19 protein-coding genes and 1 pseudogene are annotated in these 16758 nt (G+C 32.1%); 6 read left to right on the forward strand and 14 right to left on the reverse strand.

Annotation, left to right across the window (positions count from 1 at the left end; genetic code table 11):
* Nucleotides 1-216: 216 nt before the first annotated feature.
* From AC1Q8N_RS04345 to AC1Q8N_RS04355, 3 genes are all read right to left on the reverse strand, one after another.
* Nucleotides 217-813, reverse strand: a complete 597-nt coding sequence (locus tag AC1Q8N_RS04345; protein WP_098132876.1) for a DUF1349 domain-containing protein — start codon at nucleotides 811-813, stop codon at nucleotides 217-219.
* 33 nt (nucleotides 814-846) lie between these two features.
* Entirely contained in the window at nucleotides 847-1731 is an 885-nt protein-coding gene (locus AC1Q8N_RS04350) for a GNAT family N-acetyltransferase (protein WP_431096095.1), read from the reverse strand.
* A gap of 260 nt (nucleotides 1732-1991) precedes the next feature.
* Nucleotides 1992-2678: an MOSC domain-containing protein gene (locus AC1Q8N_RS04355; RefSeq protein WP_098132880.1), complete on the reverse strand. Its 687-nt coding sequence runs from the start codon at nucleotides 2676-2678 to the stop codon at nucleotides 1992-1994.
* 263 nt (nucleotides 2679-2941) lie between these two features.
* On the opposite strand from AC1Q8N_RS04355, the gene AC1Q8N_RS04360 reads away from it, so the two are divergent.
* Nucleotides 2942-3844 (forward strand): LysR family transcriptional regulator, encoded by a 903-nt coding sequence (locus tag AC1Q8N_RS04360; RefSeq protein WP_431096097.1) that lies wholly within the window; start codon nucleotides 2942-2944, stop codon nucleotides 3842-3844.
* Nucleotides 3845-3946: 102 nt separating this feature from the next.
* Here the strand turns inward: AC1Q8N_RS04360 and AC1Q8N_RS04365 are convergent, their stop codons facing one another.
* The 3 genes from AC1Q8N_RS04365 to AC1Q8N_RS04375 form a co-directional block, all read right to left on the reverse strand.
* The gene (locus tag AC1Q8N_RS04365; protein WP_116867800.1) at nucleotides 3947-4210 is read right to left on the reverse strand and encodes a hypothetical protein; all 264 of its coding nucleotides are present in this window, start codon (nucleotides 4208-4210) and stop codon (nucleotides 3947-3949) included.
* Between the two features lie 66 nt (nucleotides 4211-4276).
* A complete protein-coding gene (locus AC1Q8N_RS04370; RefSeq protein WP_431096099.1) occupies nucleotides 4277-5383 on the reverse strand; it encodes a C45 family autoproteolytic acyltransferase/hydrolase in 1107 nt (368 codons plus the stop codon).
* Between the two features lie 167 nt (nucleotides 5384-5550).
* Complete coding sequence (locus tag AC1Q8N_RS04375; protein ID WP_098132885.1) at nucleotides 5551-6594, reverse strand: aspartate-semialdehyde dehydrogenase; 1044 nt, start codon at nucleotides 6592-6594, stop codon at nucleotides 5551-5553.
* 129 nt (nucleotides 6595-6723) lie between these two features.
* Here AC1Q8N_RS04375 and AC1Q8N_RS04380 point away from each other — a divergent pair, with 129 nt between their 5' ends.
* Nucleotides 6724-7590 (forward strand): LysR family transcriptional regulator, encoded by an 867-nt coding sequence (locus AC1Q8N_RS04380; protein WP_048546776.1) that lies wholly within the window; start codon nucleotides 6724-6726, stop codon nucleotides 7588-7590.
* A 58-nt stretch (nucleotides 7591-7648) separates the two neighbouring features.
* Here the strand turns inward: AC1Q8N_RS04380 and AC1Q8N_RS04385 are convergent, their stop codons facing one another.
* The gene (locus AC1Q8N_RS04385; RefSeq protein WP_116300182.1) at nucleotides 7649-8275 is read right to left on the reverse strand and encodes a PRK06770 family protein; all 627 of its coding nucleotides are present in this window, start codon (nucleotides 8273-8275) and stop codon (nucleotides 7649-7651) included.
* Between the two features lie 188 nt (nucleotides 8276-8463).
* Between AC1Q8N_RS04385 and AC1Q8N_RS04390 the strand changes: the two genes are divergently transcribed.
* Nucleotides 8464-9225 (forward strand): arginase family protein, encoded by a 762-nt coding sequence (locus tag AC1Q8N_RS04390; protein ID WP_098076239.1) that lies wholly within the window; start codon nucleotides 8464-8466, stop codon nucleotides 9223-9225.
* A 36-nt stretch (nucleotides 9226-9261) separates the two neighbouring features.
* Here AC1Q8N_RS04390 and AC1Q8N_RS04395 read toward each other — a convergent pair whose 3' ends face one another.
* The gene (locus AC1Q8N_RS04395) at nucleotides 9262-9903 is read right to left on the reverse strand and encodes a nucleoside/nucleotide kinase family protein (RefSeq protein ID WP_098076398.1); all 642 of its coding nucleotides are present in this window, start codon (nucleotides 9901-9903) and stop codon (nucleotides 9262-9264) included.
* Between the two features lie 17 nt (nucleotides 9904-9920).
* Nucleotides 9921-10817 (reverse strand): CPBP family intramembrane glutamic endopeptidase, encoded by an 897-nt coding sequence (locus tag AC1Q8N_RS04400; RefSeq protein WP_048546770.1) that lies wholly within the window; start codon nucleotides 10815-10817, stop codon nucleotides 9921-9923.
* A gap of 371 nt (nucleotides 10818-11188) precedes the next feature.
* Here AC1Q8N_RS04400 and cspD point away from each other — a divergent pair, with 371 nt between their 5' ends.
* Nucleotides 11189-11392, forward strand: a complete 204-nt coding sequence (cspD, locus tag AC1Q8N_RS04405; RefSeq protein ID WP_000176365.1) for a cold-shock protein CspD — start codon at nucleotides 11189-11191, stop codon at nucleotides 11390-11392.
* Nucleotides 11393-11478: 86 nt separating this feature from the next.
* Nucleotides 11479-11664: a cold-shock protein gene (locus tag AC1Q8N_RS04410; protein WP_000286202.1), complete on the forward strand. Its 186-nt coding sequence runs from the start codon at nucleotides 11479-11481 to the stop codon at nucleotides 11662-11664.
* Nucleotides 11665-11702: 38 nt separating this feature from the next.
* Here the strand turns inward: AC1Q8N_RS04410 and AC1Q8N_RS04415 are convergent, their stop codons facing one another.
* Nucleotides 11703-12254, reverse strand: a complete 552-nt coding sequence (locus tag AC1Q8N_RS04415; protein WP_046954301.1) for a GNAT family N-acetyltransferase — start codon at nucleotides 12252-12254, stop codon at nucleotides 11703-11705.
* Between the two features lie 381 nt (nucleotides 12255-12635).
* On the opposite strand from AC1Q8N_RS04415, the gene AC1Q8N_RS04420 reads away from it, so the two are divergent.
* Nucleotides 12636-13184, forward strand: a complete 549-nt coding sequence (locus tag AC1Q8N_RS04420) for a hypothetical protein (protein WP_048546767.1) — start codon at nucleotides 12636-12638, stop codon at nucleotides 13182-13184.
* Nucleotides 13185-13235: 51 nt separating this feature from the next.
* Here AC1Q8N_RS04420 and AC1Q8N_RS04425 read toward each other — a convergent pair whose 3' ends face one another.
* The 4 genes and pseudogenes from AC1Q8N_RS04425 to AC1Q8N_RS04440 all read right to left on the reverse strand — a co-directional run bounded on the left by AC1Q8N_RS04425 (nucleotide 13236) and on the right by AC1Q8N_RS04440 (nucleotide 16755).
* Nucleotides 13236-14636 (reverse strand): protoporphyrinogen oxidase, encoded by a 1401-nt coding sequence (locus AC1Q8N_RS04425; protein WP_048546765.1) that lies wholly within the window; start codon nucleotides 14634-14636, stop codon nucleotides 13236-13238.
* Between the two features lie 60 nt (nucleotides 14637-14696).
* Entirely contained in the window at nucleotides 14697-15425 is a 729-nt protein-coding gene (locus AC1Q8N_RS04430) for an alpha/beta fold hydrolase (RefSeq protein ID WP_048546764.1), read from the reverse strand.
* A gap of 114 nt (nucleotides 15426-15539) precedes the next feature.
* The gene (locus tag AC1Q8N_RS04435; protein ID WP_000424360.1) at nucleotides 15540-15689 is read right to left on the reverse strand and encodes an aspartyl-phosphate phosphatase Spo0E family protein; all 150 of its coding nucleotides are present in this window, start codon (nucleotides 15687-15689) and stop codon (nucleotides 15540-15542) included.
* A gap of 166 nt (nucleotides 15690-15855) precedes the next feature.
* Nucleotides 15856-16755, reverse strand: a pseudogene (locus tag AC1Q8N_RS04440) (hypothetical protein).
* Nucleotides 16756-16758 lie beyond the last annotated feature (3 nt).

The following is a 16758-nucleotide window of genomic DNA, read 5'->3' on the forward strand; positions in this document are numbered from 1 at the left end:
TCTCCTTTTTCCTATGAAATTACCATTTAATAATTCATACCCTCCTTACTTAAGCCATATATTTTTTGATTTTTCCAGTACTTCTATTATATTATGCAAATTAATATTTAACATTATTAAATGATAAGCATTAATGACTTTCTGGTCAATAAATGTGCTTTATATTACACAAATAGAAAAACCGTATTCTTAAGTAGAAAGAATACGGTTTTTCATCTATATCTCTTCAATTGTAAAATCTAAAAACTCAGTCTCAAATCCATTGTTTTTAGAAGGACTACACGTGTAAAAACCTATTTTAACAGGCGCATTCCCTATATCCTCCATCAAATGAGCAATTCTTATTTGTTCCCATTGACAGCTATTTTTTACATATATTATATAATCGCCACGTTTACGAACAATTCGAAAACGAAGTTGCTCGTTAGCTAATTCTGTTGGAAAGTCTTGTGTTGACCAATCAGAATATCCATTATTCGTTACGACAGCTCCTAAATGAGAAGGGCCATCTGGAATATACTCTAATGAAGTTTTCAACCAACACTTTTCCGAAATCATAACAAAAAGACCTGCTTGATCGTATTTTGAATTTGGATTCATACACAATTGAACTTCAGCTTGAAAGTCTGTCATCATTTCATTATAAAATACATGACCATTCATTACTTCAAAACCATAATGTGTTTTAAGCCAGAAATCTGTTTCTGCTTTGGAACGGACGATAAACGACCGGTTGTCATTAACTTTATAATATTCAGGGACATTCATTATAGTGAGCTGCTCAACATGTTTAGGTATATACGATATATTCATAGTTCCTCCATAATAAAGCCTTTATACAAACATTTAAAACTCCGCTAATACAGGGAATTTATAACCTTTAAAATCTAACTCTTTATTACTTCGAACCATTAAATACTTATTAGACTGTAATTCTGTAAATTGTACATCCTCAATCCCTAATTGATCTGGTGAGAAGTAAAATTCGATTTCTGTAAATCTTTCAGCGATTTCTCCGCATATTTCATCTAAAACTGGAATTACTGGTGCAAATACTCCATATAATTTCAACTTTTCATTATCTACTTCATACACAATTAGAGCATCTAGTTTTTCTGAATAATACAATTTCCCATTCCATCCAGAATCATACATATTCAAATAAAACGAAGGACGGAAGTTTAATGTTGAAAAATTATTTGAAAGTCTTTGGCTACTATCAATAGTTTCATGTATTAACTTTCTATCCTCTTCCATATAATAATCTAATTTTCTAAGTAAGGAGTCATTATTATTCTTTTTATCATATAGAATAGTCATCAAATACTCCTGCACAACTTTAAACCCAAATGATGTATATAGTTCCGGTTTTTCCGTAAATAATAATGTACATTCACATTTCTTATCAATTTCTTCTATCATTTTACTTATTAATTGTGTCATGAGTCCTTGTCTACGAAAATCAGGGTGAGTCATTACCGTTTGAATGCCGGCTGCATTTATTCTTGCACCATTTACTAGCAACGGTAGCGAAAATACCGCAACATTTGCAATCGCTTTATCGTCATGTAAAAATGATAAAGCTTTGTATGTATCATCCCAATAACCTCTCTTTGAAAAATCATTCAATGTTTGAATTGTAATCCCAAACACTTCTTCAAATAAAGGAAATAACTGCTCTCTTTTCGGTTCTTCTAAAAGAAGTTTTTCAAAATTTTCAACATTCCCCATGTTGTCCCTCCATACGTTAATTCCATCAAATTAGATGTAGTTGTAGAACCTACTCTTAAAGTAATAGGTCTTACCAATCAATATACTATCATAAAATATAAAAAAAAAGTCTAATTTATTTTATGTTTTGACTATTTGAAAATAAGTCGAATAAAATAATATTAGGATTTTTGAATATTAATAAGTTTGTTATATAAAAATAGTGCTTTCTAAGTCGTTTTTACTAATAGAAATGCACCATTTATAAAAAATATTTTTTATTATTTTTTTCCTTCTAGTCTCTCCTGCGTGTTAATTTCTTCTCCCCTCATTCGCCTTTCAAATGTATTTCTCCAACTCGTAGAAAGTGCCTGTACTTCTAAAATCCTTTTTAGCCCTTCTATATTTTGTTTTTCTTTATGCATGATACGATTAGCAAATGCTACCGTAACACCTTTTGGATCAGACTTCAGTAATTTTAACGTATCAGCAGGTGATACCCATCCTTCTTTTAATACGCGAAAATAAAATCCTGTATATCCTGTTTCTTGAAAATATAGTGGTAACTTTGGAATATTGTATTTCTTAGCTAATTTAAAACAAGGTTGTCTTGGTTGCGTCACTTGGACAATCGCTTCTCCAATTTGAAATGTATCACCAATACAAACATCCTCTTCACACAGACCACTAATTGTTATATTTTCTCCGAATGCTCCATATACAAGGTCTTCATTCAACTCTTTTTCCCAGTATCTATAATGTTCTCCAGAATAAACACAAACTGCTTTATCTACTCCGCCATGATGAACTAAGTCCGCTTGCCCATCTCCATTAAATTTTAAAAAGGATAAAAACACTGGTTCCCTTACTTGCTTCTTATTTATACCTGTATGAATTACCTTTCCGCCGTATGTAACCTCTTTTGGTAACCCTATGTTTAAAGATAGTACCTCATATACTTTATTCATCTTAATCGCTCCTCTTACTTACCCCACAATTTTTCAATAGATTAATTTATACTTTCAAACTCTCTGTCTATTTTTCATTTAAAATGACAAAAGATCAGCAAATGTAATAACCACTCAAATATCCCTGCTCCGATACTTATCTATCCTTACTTCAAAAACTTTTCAATCCCTCTCTAATAAAGTGATTATAAGCTCAACAAAATCATTGTTCAATCCAATTATTTATATAATAATGATAGGTATAACCTATCATTAAACTTGAGGTGATTCCAATCGAATTAAGACAACTTGAATATTTTTTAGCTGTTTCAAAAGAATTGCATTTCACAAAAGCAGCTGAGAAACTAAATATTTCACAACCTTCTCTAAGTCAGCAAATACGTGCATTAGAACATGAAGTAGGAATGCCACTTTTTGATCGCATTGGTAAAAAAATATCTTTAACTGATGCAGGAAGGATTTTATTATTACATAGTAAAACCATTTTTCATGAAGTCGAACAAGCTCGTTCTGCAATTCAAGATCTAAACGGATTACAGCAAGGTTCCTTAACAATAGGCTCTTTGTTAACCGTCGTAAATTATTTACTACCACCAGCTATATTAAATTTTAATCATTCATATCCCAATATAGAGCTTTCTGTATTAGGGCTTCGTACAGGAGATATTCGTGAAAAATTATTACAAAACGAACTAGATATTGGCATTACATTTCTCCCGGTGCAAGATAAGGAGATTATTTCTATCCCTCTATACAAAAGTAAACTTACATTAGTCGTACCAACCGATCATCAATTAGCTGAACGTAATCATGTATCTATTGCTGAATTACAGAACTACCCTTTAATTCTTTTACCTCAAAATTTCTTTTTAACCGAACTAATTACATCTCATTGTCAAAAATTTAACTTTAAACCAAAACCAATTTTAGAAATTAGTACGATGGAATCTTTAATCCAAATGGTTTCAAAAGGAATGGGAATTACAGTGTTACCAAAACCGTATATAGACTTTTTACAAAATAAAAACATTCAAGCAATTAAAATAGAAAATCCTACCCCAACAATAGAAATTGGGCTTATTTATAGAAAAGATAAATATATGTGTGCTGCAACTCGAGAATTTATTGAACAACTAAAAAGAACAGTACGTTCTTTACAAAGCTAAACGAACAAAAGAGATTATCCTATAAAACCGTTTCACAACGCTCTAGTAGGATAATCTCTTTTCAAAACAAAATACAACATAACTTTTAAACTCAAATAAATTTCAATGTACCTTTTTAGATATTGGAATATATTTCGTAAAATATGCCCCGACTAGTAATAAAACAATTGAAATTAACCAAATAAAAATACCGCCAAAGTTAAACCAATATGCAAGCAAATTTAAGATTGCTAGTGTAAAGAAACAAATTGAAGTTAACGCACTCTTCAATCCTTTTACCCCTGCTTTTTTTCTTTTTTCATAAGTAATATACATTGAAACGGCAACAAATAAGATAAGAACAATCGGTAACATTACTTTTAGCAATGGCAATCCCTCCCGTACATACACCTTACTATTACCATTTTATCTCATTTATTCTTCTTGAATCAATTAATAGCATTCTTCTCTCCAAAAGTCAGTATACGTTTTATTATTAAATTTCACATTTACCTGAGAAAATGAAAGACTTCCTCCAACTTTCAATGAGTACCAGTCGTTGAATAGTGGAGATCCGAAGCAAATATTCATTATACGATTATGCAAATCAAATAAGACAGAATGCAAAGTTCCAAACCATTCTTCATAATTATGTACTGTCAGCCCAGTAGGATACTCTCTTTCTACTAATTCTTTTAAAGAATCCATGCTCACTAGTTCATTTTGATTTAAATATTCATACAATATGTGATATCTGTTTGTGGATTGTTCTAATCTTCTATTATTCAATTTTTGAACAGATAAACTAATCGCATGATTTGTTGATACGATAAAATCATGGCTTTCCTCATCAATTGTGGTTATTGATTTATATCCGTCAAATATTTCAATACGCGCTGCGTCTAAAGGATCTGCTACAATTAGATTAATATTACTTGCAATTGGCATTTCATCAACTAGTGATATCGCCTCCTGCACATTTTTACATTTCTCCAATAATACTCGAATTACCGCAAAGCATTGTAAACCACTTAACACTGGCTTTCGTAAGCCTTCAATATTTCCTACTGGTTGACCACATGCTGAAAATGTAACAGATAACCCATGCTCGTTAACTCCTTCTGTTCGACCGAAATAAAAAGTAGAAAAGCCACTATGTACATATGCACCTTCAACATGTGTTGAGCAAAAACGCATATCATCTATTTTGGGTGACAAATCATAATTTCTTAATACATATGTGTGCTTTGAATCTGTCTTTTTAGGTAATACGACACAATGACTACATCCTGCTTTTAATAGTGTTTGATAATAATACATCAGATTTCTAGCAGGAATTTTCAACACTTCACAAAACCCTTCAATTTCTTCATTAATTCCTGGACAATATTGATTTAATATATTTCTAGATTCTGTCCAATAATTATCTGATACTAAATGTTCTTGCTGTATAAATTGTGGAATGAGATACGGATGATTTTTCACAAACTCTCCTTGTTGCTTTCCAATATCATAATGACTTCCTTTTAATGATGAAAAGTACCCCTTTACTTGGTACATCTAAATCCCCCCTTACACCTAATTTATCCATATCATACCAAATGAATTTTATTCATTCTTGATGTTTTTTACTGTCTTTCAAATCAAATTTGGCTGGAATAAAGAAAACAATTATAAAATAAAAATTCGGAAACTGTAATCATTAACAGTTTCCGAATTTACCTATACTATATTATCCCCTCTTCCACCAACGTTTCTGCAATTTGAACCGAGTTCCAAGCGGCCCCTTTTAATAAATTATCGGAAACAATCCAAAGATGGAATCCTTTTGGTGTATCAGGGTCTTTTCTAATTCTCCCGACAAATGTATCTATTTTCCCTTCTGCATATAATGGCATTGGGTACAGCTGTTCACTAGGATTATCTTGCAGTACAACACCTGGTGCATCCAGCAACACTTCTCTTATTTCTGTAACAGTTGCTTCTTTTTCAAGTTCTATATAAACCGATTCTGAGTGCCCGGATACGACCGGAACACGCACACAAGTAGCTGCCATTTTCAAGTTTTGGTCCTCCAAAATTTTCTTCGTTTCTTGAATCATTTTTACTTCTTCAAATGTAAAATCATTATCTGTAAATATATCTACTTGAGGCAATACATTAAACGCAATCGGATAGTGTTTTTTATCTTTTTTCGCTGGCAGTATAGTACTCTTAACCTCTTCACCTTCAAGCATTGACTTTGCCTGTTCTTTTAATTCATGAATCGCATGAATTCCTGAACCTGACACAGCTTGGTATGTGGAAACAATAATTCGTTCCAATCCGAATACTTTTCGTATTGGCTGAAGAGCTGTTACCATCTGTAATGCTGAACAATTCGGAACTGCTATGATACCGTTATGCTCCTTTAAAGTGTGCGCATTTACTTCTGGAACAACGAGTGGTACATCGTGCGCCATTCGGTATTCACTTGTGTTATCAATTACGATGGCACCACTAGTGACTGCGTGATTAACAAATTGTCTAGACACTTCTCCTCCAGCACTAAAAAAGGCAATATCTACACCTTCAAAGCTAGTTGCTTTTGCCTCTTGTATCATTATCTCTCGTCCTTTAAATTGCACTAACTTGCCAGCGGATCGTTTTGACGAAAGCAATGTAACTTCAACTATATTAAATTTAGTTTCTTTTTCTAACAGTTCAATAATTTTCTGTCCTACTGCACCTGTAGCACCAACTACAGCTACATGATAGCCCTTTTTGATCATCATTTCTCCTCCAATATAATTTAAATGAATATTTCTATAATTTCATTTTATAAAGAATTTAATCATTTGGAAAATTGAAATACGTGATATAATCATTCACAAATCATGATAATAAAAGAGGGATAGCTTATGGAAATGAGACATGTTAAAACATTTTGTGCCATCGTTAAGTATGGTAGTTTTTCTAAAGCTGCTCATGCGTTAGGTTATGCGCAATCTACTGTAACAGCGCATATGAAAGCATTAGAAAACGATTTACGTCTCCCTCTATTCGATCGATTAGGGAAAAAAGTACTTCTTACAAAAGCAGGTCATCAATTTCATCCTTATGCTCTAGAATTACTAGCTATTTATGAAAAAGCGCAAGAAATCCCTCAAAATAGTGATGATTTAGAGGGAACTTTAACGATTACATCTAACGAATCATTAGCAGTGTACCGATTACCACAATTATTACGTATGTACAAACAGGAGAATCCGAAAGTAAATATCATACTGGAAACAACTACAAACGAACAAGCAATGAATAAGCTACGTGAAGGAGAAACAGATGTTATTTTCATAATTGGAGAAAGTATGGAACATAATGATTTTATTACGCGTACTTTTTGTAATGAAGCATTTGGATGGATTTTAACTCCCCATCACTCTACACACTCTAATCCATTTTGTTTACTAAATGATACTCAATTTATCTTTACAGAACAAAGCTGCGGCTATAGACCGATGGTAGATCGGTTTTTACGTCAAAGCGGAAATATTCCAGCTAAAACATTTGAAACTTCCAACGTTGAAGTCATTAAACAATCTGTGATGTGTGAGTTAGGAATTTCAATTCTTCCTTACATTGTTGTACAAGAAAGTTGTCAAAAAGAACAACTCTGTTTTCAGCCTATCGAAACTTCAACAGTTATTCAAAGCCATGTAATCTATCATAAATCTAGATGGATTTCACCCGTTTTACAATCGTTTCTTTCCTTACTAGAGCGAGACTAATATGTGCACAAAAAAAGAGTAACTGCCTAATAAGCACTTACTCTCTTCCAATATTATCTTATTTATTAGTCTGTCCCCCATCTGCAATTAATTTACTACCTGAATATGTACCTTTTTGCATAAACAATTGATTAATTAACTCTTTTTGTTCCGCTTCTGACATTACTCCTTTTCCTTCGCCTAAATTCCCGCTTTGTAATTTCCAAATCTTATTGTGATCTGCGTCCATCTTTTCATATTTCCCTTGTTTCCATCTCTCTAAAATATCTGCATATGTATTTCCTTGTACTAGATCATTACTCTTTACAATATCAAGTAAACTTTCAATTCGTTCTTGTGTGATAAAAATATAGCCCCACTTTTGATCAGCTTTCGTTTTTTGATGTGCCATTTCATGTAATGCTGTCTGTATGTTCTCATCTGTCCATTTAAAATTTTTATTAAAACCGCTATTTGGTAATGAATGATTGCCATTTTCTAAAAGCTTTGCATCTTCAGCTTTTACATTACTATCAGCTAGTACTTCTGCTGCCGGAGCAGCTGGTGATGCCTTTTTCGCAGCTGGTTTACTATTATTTAGATAATACAGCATACCATATGTTACACCTACGCCGATTACCGCCATACCAGCTAAAATACCTATTATTTTAAAAAATGTTTTCATCTTGCTTGTTTCCTCCCACATATCCCATTCATATTTTCTATTTCTTGAACCACATATATATTTCCTTATATTATATTTCTTTTCTTTGTCAATTGAAAGATTATTCTGTCAAAATATCCATCTTTTTCAAATGCAGATCCATCTCTAAGCATTTCGTTTTAATTTTATAAAAATATATGCTAGTCTACATATTAAGGAGATGAATAAATATGAGTTTATTGTATAGCGGTTTAACTTTTTTAAACTTTGACGATACATATTTATTACAAAATAAACTTCATTCTTATTCACATGAAGATATTGATTTTAGTCATTTAGAGCACACAAACCTGTATTGCGAGATTCCTTCTTTAAAGCGTATAAAACGGGAGTTATATCGTAGAAAGCAAAGTGGAATCACCTTTATCGGTTCTGGAAATTATCATTATGTATCTTATTTGCTACTAAAAGAAATAGATGAACCATTTAGCCTTATTTTATTTGATCATCACACTGACATGAACTTAAAAGAAGAAAATGAACATACTCTTATTTCTTGCGGGTCATGGGTATCGTTCGCACTTCAAAATAACCCAAAATTAAAGAAAGTAATTATTATCGGACCTTCTTCTTTAACCATTCATTCTAATGATTATTCATGCGTAGAAGTATTCCCGATAGATACAACTTATGAAGTATCTACACATACGATACTTTCGCATATTCATACAGATACTATATATGTAAGCATTGATAAAGATGTTTTAGATTCAAAAGTAACTATTACAAATTGGGATCAAGGACATATGAAACTTTCTACACTATTAAAATGTTTACATTCTCTTATTAGGAATAAAAATGTTTATGGTATCGATATTTGTGGTGAACTACCGGTTTATCCTTCTCAGCTCTTTCTAGCTAAATATGCAAATGCTATTAAGAAAAATGAAAAAGCAAACTTACAAATTTTAAAATCAATATATAATACATAAAAAAACAACGAGTACCTTATAAGGCACTCGTTGTTTTTATGCACGATGTTCTTTTAACCACTTCGTAATCGCATCTAACCTCGAAACATCAAAACGTCTCTCTTCACACACATTTAAACTATTTAAACTTTTCACAATTTCTAATTCATTCGATTTTACACTTTTCGCATCAATCATTTTGCAATATCCGTCTGTAACAGCATTTAAATTTTCATAATAACGTTGAAACGATTTTGATATATGTAAATGTTTTTCAAAGTTTCTTCTTCTTTTTGTCTCGTCAGATTCTTTCCGTTTTCTCAGTTCTTCATCATTCGTATATAAATAAAAATATTGATCGGGAAAACCAATTTCCCTATGTATCAGCTTTTCTTTATAAAAGTTTTCTATTAAAGATAACGGCTGATTAAATATATCAAAATGGAAACACCAATTATAACTAAGTGGTTGATAAATGTCGCCATCAAGTATTACTAATTCATATTGCTCTGATTTCTGCACTGCTATTTTCCAGCGCTCTACTTGTTTTTCAAAATACCATGTTCTATGTTCGTTTTTTGGTCTTTCAAATAAAACATTCACTTCAGGTATAATGTACGCACCATAATTTTTTTCTAATTCACGACACGTGCTACTCTTACCAACCGCACTTGCTCCCTCAAACGCTATAATCCCCATAGTTTCTCCCACTTTCATTAACTTAAATCTCTTTGCTTCGCATTTTTCCCCCATAACTGTCTCCAGAAAACAATGGAAGCGATAGAAAGCATGATTGTTGTAATGATACTCCCCTCAATACCGAACGAGCCCCCATGAAGGACTTCCGATCCTTTTGTTACAGGTTTAAAAATTGGTGTAGAATACATTGCCATTCCACTTACTGCAAATCCGAATACGTTATATTGTGCCCAATTCCAAATGGAATGCCATGCGCATATCCCCCAAAGACTACTATCTTTCAAAACGTAAAAAGCTGCAAATACACCAACTAATATTATATTCGATATTGAAAGAATTGTAATACCTGGATTTAGTAAATGAAGAAAACCAAATAAAAAAGAAGTCACAACAATCCCAATCCATATACGACTTCTAACAGAAAGGACCGGAAATAACCAACCTCGAACAACAATTTCTTCTGTTGCACCTTGTATTAAAAAAGCAACTAAAGATCCCACAATTCCAATTATAGCGGTTGGCGTAATTTGTTGCATTTGTAGTTGTACAATTCCTGTTAATAAAAGTATCATTACTGGTATTGAAATGAAAACAAACCCTAATAATGCACCTCTCAAATATTTTCTTATCCACTGATTTCTCCAAAACCCAATGGATGAAATTGATCTTTTCTCTACAAATCTAACCCATAAAAAAACAAAAAATACAGCTCCGCCAAACGTCAATATCATCTCAATGTCACTATAAATTGCCTTCATTAAAAGTGTTTCTGCTTTCGGTAAAAACAACATAAGTAACATGAACAATTCACCTAAAGTTAAAAATACAATTGCAAGTATAACAGCGAATACTGGATGAATTTTTCTTCTTCCTTCTTTGGCTGCTTCAATTATTTTAAATTGAGTAAATTGCAATATTCTCGCCTCCTTAACAAATATATTAATACTATATATTGTTTCTCTAATGCAAACTTTCAATAAAAATGCTCTCCGTTTAGCATAAACCTAAATTTGGAATAATATATAAATAAAAGAGATGACTTTGTGCGTTTTACTATTATCACCAAGATTATTCACTGGTATTACCAGCACTTGCTATTTCCCACCATTTGTTGTAAGATAGTAATTAAGGTCAATTTAACACCATATTTCCTTTGCATATTATCAAGTATCAATCAGGATTATTTTGTACTCCTTATGGGTGTTTGATAATATGTGAACTTTTATTTTTCATTCAAATAAGGCCGATCATATTGTAATCTTTTTAAATTTTAGGAGGCATTACCATGACATTAACAGGTAAAGTAAAATGGTTTAACAGCGAAAAAGGTTTCGGTTTCATCGAAGTTGCAGACGGTAACGACGTATTCGTTCACTTCTCAGCTATCACTGGCGACGGCTTCAAGTCTCTTGACGAAGGTCAAGAAGTTAGCTTCGAAGTTGAAGACGGTAACCGTGGACCTCAAGCTAAAAACGTTGTAAAGCTATAATTCAAACAATAAAAAGGTTGTTACCAGCTCGGTTAACAACCTTTTTAATATATAACTAAAATTTTTTACATAAAAGGAGTGGTTATATGTATCGCAATCGAAAGAACGATGTAGCTGAAGTACCACCAGAACAAACCCCTGTCTGGGAATGTGAATCAGAGGATTGTTTAGGATGGATGAGAAAGAATTTTTCATTTGAAGAAGAGCCTAAATGCCCTTTATGTAAAAGTAGCATGAAAAGCGGAGAACGTTTATTACCTAAAATAGGTTAATTTTTACTTACCCCCTCTTTTATAAGAGGGGGTTTTTATTATAAATTTATATCCTCTACATCCGTTCGAACTATAGAATACAATAGTGCATCATGTTGCTTATTTCCTTGATGAATATAGCCACGTAATAACCCTTCCTTATGAAAGCCTATTTTAGATAACATTTTACAAGAAGTAACATTTTCAGGGTATGTAATAGCTCCAATTCTAAATAAGCCTAAATCTCGAAATCCATAATGAATAATTTCTCGAGCCGCTTCTGACGCATAACCGTTCCCCCAATAACGAGGATGTAAGTCATATCCAATTTCAGATCGTTTACTCCATAGTTGTAAATTATTTAATCCAATTGTACCCACTAAAGTATTTGTTTCTTTTAATACAATCCCCCATCGTATTGCCTTTTTCTCAAAGTAATTTTTTGAAAAAGATTCAATCATACGTGAAGCTTGTCCAAACTCCGTAAAAGAATTCATACCGTAATAACACGTTACTTCATCCAATGAAAAGATTTCATATATTTTTTGACAATAAGATTGTTCTATTTCAACTAAACGCAAACGTTCTGTTTCTAATATAGGAAACGCCACAGGATCACTCCTTTCTTTCTACTCATTCATTATAGCAGAAAAAGTATTTATAATTAGGAAAGTCCTCAATGTCCCATTTATCAAATATTTCTAGAGAAGCTTATCCTCTTAATTCAATACGAACTAAAAATAACCCTTCTTGCTTTTGCATGATTAGAAAAAATAAAGAGGTGATCAAAATACTATGATCACCTCTTTATGCTCTAGTTTTATAATTAATTGTATTATTTTCATTTTCATCTCCATCACCCCGTCCTTAATAATACGTCTTATAAATTCGATTCCGTGCTCACTTTTCCCTTCTAAAACAACACCCTCCCCCATACATTTATGGTAAAATATAGTCAATATCTTGTTTTATTATGGAGGTGTGAGTTTTCTATGTATATATTCATCGGCTTATCCCTCTTACTCATATTACTCATATTTTTATTTGCAAAAAAGTTCGCCCCAAATTCATTCATGATGACTAATTTTAAAGGCAATAGCTTTAAAACATTTTCAATCGGTATTTTAATCGCCGCCACTCTTTCTCTTTCATATGGAATCTATCACGCAGCAACATATCAACCTAAACATTTAGATATCACATTACAAAATCAAAACTTTACTGTTTTCGGTAATGTCGGAGAGCTTGGATATTTCTCAGAAGTATTACTAAAGAAAGATACAGAAGTTGAACTACATTTTGCCTCTTGGGAACCAATGCAATTAAATAATCCAGAAATAATAGTTAACTATCCTTCAGGTAAGCAAGAATCATGGAAACCGAACATAACATCACTTCCAGCCAATAAATTAAAAGAGAAACATGGCATAAAAGAGCTTTATCAACTCTCATCCTATTCATTTAAAGAATCCGGGAACATAACATTAACGATTACTGAGAATAATACAACTAATAAAAAAATCTCAATTCAAGTGAAATAAATAAAACGTCCCTCCAATATACTGGAGGGACGTTTTATTTATATATGTATTCTATTTTGACGGTTCATTTAATGTTGCAATTATTTCATTTGCAATGTTCTTTCCATTTCCAATACACGCACCAATTCCGACACCGTAATATGAAGCACCAGCTAAATATACATTAGGATAAAGATCCGTCATTTTTTCTTGTAATGTTTGAACCGCTTGATTATGTTCTAAATGATATTTCGGCATTAAATCTTTCCAATTTGTAACTTCAACTACTTCTGGTTCGCCTTTAATTCCGAGACTCTTTTCAATATCATATAAAGCGACTTGTATTAATTCTTCTTCACTATAATTTTTAATCGTTTCATACACTGGATTTGTACTCTTATAAAACATTCTTACTAATAGCTTTTGTTTTCCCGATGTATGCTTCCACTTCCGGCTTGTCCATGTACACGCATCACAATGTAAATCACTGTTTTCCGTTACGATAAATCCTGTGCCGTCCGCCGGTAATTGTTCATCAAGTATATCAAATCCTAAGTAAATACTTATAAGAGATGCGTTTTTAAATGTATGAAACTGCTCGTTTAACTCATTAGACTGTAATAAAGTTTGTGCGATATCATGCGGAGCTGCTAAAACAACATAATCAGCTTGGATTGATTCATGATTTGCAAAGGAGATTTCATAGCGATCACCTTGTTTCCTTACAGCAGTCGTTACAGCACCTTTCTTAACGACTGTCTCAGTCAGCATTTCTTCTAAACGTTCAATAATCGTAGATAGTCCACCTTTAAATGATACGAACTTTTTGTTTCCTGCTGATTGAAACTGTTTTTTATTCTCTTCAAAACCTTTAATAATACTTCCATATTTATTTTTATAATCCAGTAAATACGGTAATGTCGATGCCATAGTAAGCTCATTTAATTTACCGGAATATACTCCTGAAAGCACCGGAGCAATTTGTTTTTCCACTAACTCTTTCCCTAAAAAGCTTTCTAAAAATACAGCAAGCGAAGTATCTTTTGTAAACTCTTTATTTTTCGTTATAAAATCTTTTAAAGCAACAATTTTCCCTTTCGTTGATACTAGCGTACTGCTAAACAACGATTCCACACTCATCGGTATCCCAAATATAGTGTCAGATGGAATTGGGTGTAAAGTATTATCAGAATATATGTAAGAAATACCCGTTTCGTTATATACCATTTTTTCTTCTAAATTCAAATCTTTTACAAGCGGCATAACATGTTCATTACGAGCAACGATAGAATCCGCTCCTGATTCCATAATAAAATCCTTTTCTTCTACACTATGGATTTTACCACCTAAGTACTCTTCTTTTTCTACAAGGATTAAATTTAAATCGATATTATTATCCTTTTTTAATTTTTCTAAATAAAACATAGTAGAAAGTCCCGTTATACCTCCACCGATAACAACAACTGTTTTCATATGTGCTGCGCTCCTAACCGATACAATTAATAATTCCTTTATTATTATACCCAAAAGTCCTTATATTCGACTAGCAGCTTGTGCATTCTGTAAGAAATTAGACAATATATTCGAATATATTTCCGGTTGATCATTGTGCACTAAATGACCAGCAAACGGAATAACAGCAATATGTATATTGTCGTTTAATTGTTTAAACGTTGTAGCAGCTGTAACTTCATCTTCCGAATCTCCCCCTGCAATACAAAGTGTAGGTACTTGAAGATTAGCTACATCACCAGTTTCATCGAATGGGTACCAATCTTTAACTTGCCACGATTCAAGCAACGCTTTCCAATCACTTTTTTCATGAATTTGATTCATATAAGTTACAACTTCTTCATTTTCCATCAATTCCTGATGGCACTTCGCTTCATACTGCTGGGACTCTTCCCAATTCTCTTTCTTAACCGGAAAGATACCTGAAAAAGTTAATGTTCTCACTTTATCTGGATACTTTTTTGCAAATAATAAAGCGACTAATCCTCCTAGGGAAACACCAACTATATGACATCTATCAATTTGTAAATGTACTAACGTATCATGTAGATCCTTTACAGAACGTAGGAAATAATTCTCCAATGTCCCCCCTGATCTTCCATGTCCTCTTAAATCAGGACGAATTACTTGATAGTTTTTTTCTTGAAAAAATGCTACCTGCTCTTCATACTCTACTAAACCCGTCATACCACCAGAGTGTAAAAGCATAATTGGTTCCCCTTCGCCTGAAATGTGCGTATGTAATATCATATATCCCTCTCCTACAAAACAGAATATTCTACCTATTACCAGTATATAGAATATATATCTGAATTTCCAAATAAAAAAGAACTATAACATTTTCAAATCATGCCATAGTTCTTTTTATTTTAAAAACATAAAGTAATTAATCAATTTGTCTATTTCTTGACTTAATGCCAATACTTTTTCATGTTGAATTCCGTAATCTGATACTAAATATAAAAGTTCTTCTTTCTTTATTTCAATAGCTTTTTCCAATTTTACTAATTCCATGTCGTTTTACTTCTCTCTCCAATACTAAAATATATGTATTTTAGTATAGCCTATTTACATAATTAGTAAAAGTAAAATAAGCATATAAAATCTTACAAATATAAAAATAATATACTATTAACAAAAAATTTAAAATTTAACCCTTTATACAGATCATTAGACTTCATTACGTATTAATAACAAATCGGAATTTCTCTAATGTAATATCTTTATATTCTGGGGCTCTCTTTATATGATCAAAATAACTATATGAGAATTTAAAAACATGCCCGAAATCCCAATCAAACACACTATAGTCTTTTAGCCAAAATTGATTTTCTGTTGGTAATACATGAGCACGTTTTGATTCGATTAAAGGTAAACGATCTATAGGTGAGTGCAAGTTAATTTCAGTATTCGGCATAAGATATTGACTAGCACGTAACACGTATACTAGTTTTAACAGTGGACGTATCCCTCGTTGGAATATATCTCTATGCCCTAAATCATACATAATATTAATTGCATGAGAAAAAGTAAGCAAATGACCAATTAAATCATGATGCGCTTCCGCTCTATAAATAATATTAAATTGCGAGATCTCCTTTAAAATAAACTTAGATAATTGTTTCGGATTTTTGAATTCACTTTCTACCTCATCGTTTATACTTAATTGTTTTTCGAAACGATAATATAAGGTTAGTAATCCCTTCAATTGCTTGATTATTCCCCCATTTTTGTAACTCTTTCATAGCTAATAAGTTTAATGCAGCATAAATGACATTATGCCCCACCCAATGAAGTTCATCAATTGTATGCTCCATTGATTTTATAATCAGTTTTTCAGCACTTTGAAAATCAATTTCTTCTTTACTATCGATGATTTCATCTAAGTTTTGATTGTTCAACATCATTTTTGTTTGGGAATACATACAATGAGTGATCTCTTCTTCCATATTGTTATCTTTCATAAAAAATAACTAGCAATTGCAGCTTCTCCGAAATGCGCATGCCAAATATCATTTGTTTGTTTTTTACACTGAGAAATAATTGAAAGACCATCTCTTAAAACAGTTTTATTTTCCATCTA

This window comes from Bacillus sp. GW823-FHT06B01, assembly GCF_058952315.1.